Genomic DNA, 3,695 nt, shown 5'->3' on the forward strand with positions numbered 1-3,695 from the left:
CATCTGGAATGTCGCGGTGGACGAATACGCACAGGGCTTCCTCAAGCGCCGCGACCTGCTGAAATACGCGGCGCTTCTCGGCCTCACCGGCTTTGCCGCCTCGCAGGGGCTGTTCACGCTAGGTGCGGCGCGCGCGGCGACTGCCGGCGGCACGGTGCGCGTCGGCCTCGGCCAGCCGACCAAGGCGATCGATCCCGTCACCATCACCGATCCGGCCAGCATCGGCGTGATCAGCCAGGTCGGCGAGTATCTCATCCTCGACGATCCCAAGGACGGGCTGCAGCCGAAGCTTGCCCTGTCCTGGGAAGCCGACGAGACCGCCAGGCGCTGGACCTTCAAGCTGAGGCCAGGCGTGAAATTCCACGACGGCCGCGCCGTGACCGCCAAGGATGTGGTTGCAAGCTTCGAACGGCTTGTCGACCCGGCCAGCGGCTCCTCGGCCTTGTCGGCCTATAAGGGCATCCTCTCCAAGGGCGGCGCCAAGGTCGTCGACGACGAGACGGTCGCCTTCGATCTCGACCAGTCCAACAGCAACTTCCCGTTCTATGTCTCCTCCGACGTCTACAACGCCGTCATCGTGCCGGCCGACTATGCCGGCGATTTCGAGAAGACTTTCAACGGCACCGGTCCGTTCAGGCTGGAGTCCTTCCGCCCCAAGCAAGGCGCCAGCTTCGTGCGCAACCCCGACTATTGGGGCGACAAGGCGCTGCCCGACCGCGTCGAGATCAAGTTCTTCGACGACGAACAGGCGCAGGTTCTGGCGCTGCAGGCCGGCCAGCTCGACGTCATCCCGAGCACCACGCGGCTGGAGCTGGCGATCGAGGGCAACCCCAACTTCAAGCTGCTCAGCGTGCAGGCAAGCTCGCATGATCCGGCGCATCTCAGAACCGACCAGGCGCCGTTCACCGACAAGCGCATCCGCCGCGCGCTGGCGCTGACCATCGACCGCGAGGCCGTGGTCAAGGGCCTGCTCAAGGGCCGCGCCATCGTCGGCAACGACACGCCGTTCGCGCCGATCTTCCCCTCGGCCGATCCGTCGGTGCCGCAGCGCAAGCAGGACATCGCCGAGGCCAAGCGCCTGCTCGGCGAGGCCGGCGTGCCCAATGGGTTCGAGGTGACGCTGACCACCGAGCGCGCCTACGACATTCCCGACTATGCGGTGATCATCCAGAATTTCGCGAAAAAGGCCGGCATCGACATCAAGCTCAACGTGCTGCCGCAGGATGCCTATTACGGCTCGGCGACATTCGGCTCCTCGCCGTGGCTGGACTCCAATCTCGGCATCACCGATTTCGGCCATCGCGGCACGCCCGACATCTTCCTCAACGCGACGCTGAAGAGTTCGGGCGCCTGGAACGCGGCGCATTTCAACAATGCGGACTATGATGCGCTGCTCATCGACTACGGCAAGGCGCGCGACCTGCAGGCGCAGCGGCTCGCCGCCGGCAAGATCCAGACCCTGCTGCTCGACGAGACGCCGCTGATCATCAGCTATTTCTCGCAATACAGCCGCATCGTTTCCTCCAAGGTCGAGGGCGTGCGCTTCACCGCCATCTCGCATCTGCTGCTCGACAAGGTGTCGTTCGTGTGATCGCCTCGATGGCGGTCGTCAGGCCCCTGGCGGCGCGCGCGGGTTCGCTGCTTCTGACGCTGTGGCTGGTCAGCGCGCTGGTTTTCCTCGCCGGGCAGGTGCTGCCCGGCGATGTCGGCCGCGTCATGCTCGGCCCGTTCGCCGATGCGCAGGCGGTCGCCGAACTCAACCGCAAGCTCGGCACCGACCAGCCAATCCTTGCGCAATACTGGCACTGGTTCAGCCGGGCGATGACGGGGGATTTCGGCGACTCGCTGTCGATGCGCGCCCCGGTGGCGCCGTTCGTGCTGGAGAGCATCAGGAACTCCGCGGCACTGGCCGGCGTCGTGCTGCTGTTTCTCGTGCCGATCGGTATCGGCGCCGGCGTCGCCGCCGGCCTGCGCTCGGGGAGCCTCGTCGACCGGCTGATCGTGCTCACCGGCGTCTCGCTCAGCATCGTGCCGGACTTCGTCTCCGGCCTATTGTTGCTGATGGTCTTCGGCCTGTGGCTGGCCTGGTTTCCGATCACGGGCGCGGCGCCGCAGGCCTCCGGCTTCTGGACGTCCAGCTACTACCTCATCCTGCCGGCGCTGCCGCTGGTGCTGAACCTGATCGGCTATGTCGCGCGCATGACCAGGGCCGGGGTGATCGAGGCGCGTGGCGCCGACTACACCCGCACCGCCATCCTCAAAGGCTTGAGCCCCTCGCAGGTGCTGTTCAAGCACGTGCTGCGCAATGCGCTGGTGCCGACAGTCGCCGTCATCGCCACGCAGAGCGGCTTCCTGCTCGGCGGGCTGGTGGTGATCGAGGCGCTGTTCGGCATACAGGGGCTCGGCAATCTTGTGCTGACCGCCGCCAAGGCGCGCGACTTTCCGATGCTCGAGGCCGGCGTGCTGGTGATGGCGGCGATCTTCGTGTCGACGGCCGCGATCGGCGATCTCTTGCAGGCGCTGCTCGATCCGCGCCAGCGCCGCCGGAGCGCGCCATGACCGATCTGGCGCAATCCCCGGTGCGCGGCGACATCAGGCTCTCCTGGATCGGCCGGTTGCGCGGCGTGATGCCCGATGTGGCGCCGTCGACCGTGATCGGTTCGGTGGTGCTGCTGTTCTGGGTCGCCTGCGCGCTGTTTGGCGCGCTGTTCGTGCCGTTCGATCCCTATGCCGAGGATTTCCTGTCCATGATGACGCCGCCCGACGCGGTGCACTGGTTCGGCACCGACCAGCTCGGCCGCGACGTGCTCTCGCGCATCATCGTCGGCTCGCGCGACATCCTTTTGGTGGCGCCGCTGGCGACGCTGGCGGGTGTTGCTTCAGGCAGCGTCATCGGCCTGGTGCTCGGCACCTTTGGCGACCTGGTCGATGCCGTCGGCGCGCGGCTGCTCGACGCGGTCATGTCGCTGCCCTTCATCGTGCTGGTGACGATGGCGCTGGTGGCGATCGGCCCGTCCAACCTCACCGTCATCGCGGTGATCGGCCTTGCCTATGCGCCGCTGGTGGCGCGCACCGTGCGCACCGCCGCGCGCGAACAGCGCGAGCGCGACTATGTCAGCGCCGCCCGGCTGGCCGGCGAGGGGCGGCTGGCGATCATGTTCCTGGAAATCCTGCCCAATGTGCGCGAGACCATCCTGATCGAGCTGATCACCCGGCTCGGCTACGCCTTCTTCTCGATCGCGACGCTGAGCTTCCTCGGGCTCGGCATCCAGCCGCCATCGGCCGACTGGGGGCTGGCGATCGCCGACGGTTACGGCTTCCTCACCGGCGGCAAATGGTGGGTGGTGGTGTTCAATTCGGCGGCGATCATTTCGCTGGTCATGGCCACCAACCTCATCGCGCAAGGCATCGGCGCTTTCGAACAAGGCGACAAATAGGCTGTGGGCGCCATGCAATGGTCGGCTATTCGATCGAATTTCTTTACAACCCGTTAATTCGGCCATGCATCAATAAGCATCTGCTAATTATCGGTGCGCGTGGGGTACGCAATGACCAAAAATCTCGGCAATGCACGCTATGTGCCGCCCAAGGACACGAGCATTCCCTTGTTCAGCAGGGTCGCGCCGGCGCTGTTCCCGCTCGTCGCGGCGGCGTTGGGCTACTTGATCGGGCGGCAGTTCCTCGGCCTATAGGAC

4 protein-coding genes are annotated in these 3,695 nt (G+C 66.1%); all 4 read left to right on the plus strand.

The annotated features are described in order from the left end of the window. Position 1 precedes the first annotated feature (1 nt). Positions 2-1,591, plus strand: coding sequence for an ABC transporter substrate-binding protein (locus EOA36_RS30565; protein ID WP_245464516.1), 1,590 nt, complete (start codon positions 2-4; stop codon positions 1,589-1,591). Between the two features lie 8 nt (positions 1,592-1,599). Continuing rightward, positions 1,600-2,559, plus strand: a complete 960-nt coding sequence (locus EOA36_RS30570) for an ABC transporter permease (protein WP_127280655.1) — start codon at positions 1,600-1,602, stop codon at positions 2,557-2,559. Then, a complete protein-coding gene (locus EOA36_RS30575) occupies positions 2,556-3,437 on the plus strand; it encodes an ABC transporter permease (protein ID WP_127280656.1) in 882 nt (293 codons plus the stop codon). Before EOA36_RS30570 ends, EOA36_RS30575 begins: the two co-directional genes overlap by 4 nt. Positions 3,438-3,548: 111 nt before the next feature. After that, positions 3,549-3,692: a hypothetical protein gene (locus EOA36_RS37485; protein WP_189553441.1), complete on the plus strand. Its 144-nt coding sequence runs from the start codon at positions 3,549-3,551 to the stop codon at positions 3,690-3,692. Positions 3,693-3,695: the final 3 nt, after the last annotated feature.

Source organism: Mesorhizobium sp. M8A.F.Ca.ET.021.01.1.1 (assembly GCF_003998025.1).
Taxonomy (GTDB): domain Bacteria; phylum Pseudomonadota; class Alphaproteobacteria; order Rhizobiales; family Rhizobiaceae; genus Mesorhizobium.

Excerpts from the sequence above, each read along its gene's own strand:
- EOA36_RS30570 (WP_127280655.1), top strand. The coding sequence starts at position 1,600 with ATGGCGGTCGTCAGGCCCCTGGCGGCGCGCGCGGGTTCGCTGCTTCTG.
- EOA36_RS30575 (WP_127280656.1), top strand. The coding sequence starts at position 2,556 with ATGACCGATCTGGCGCAATCCCCGGTGCGCGGCGACATCAGGCTCTCC.
- EOA36_RS37485 (WP_189553441.1), top strand. The coding sequence starts at position 3,549 with ATGACCAAAAATCTCGGCAATGCACGCTATGTGCCGCCCAAGGACACG.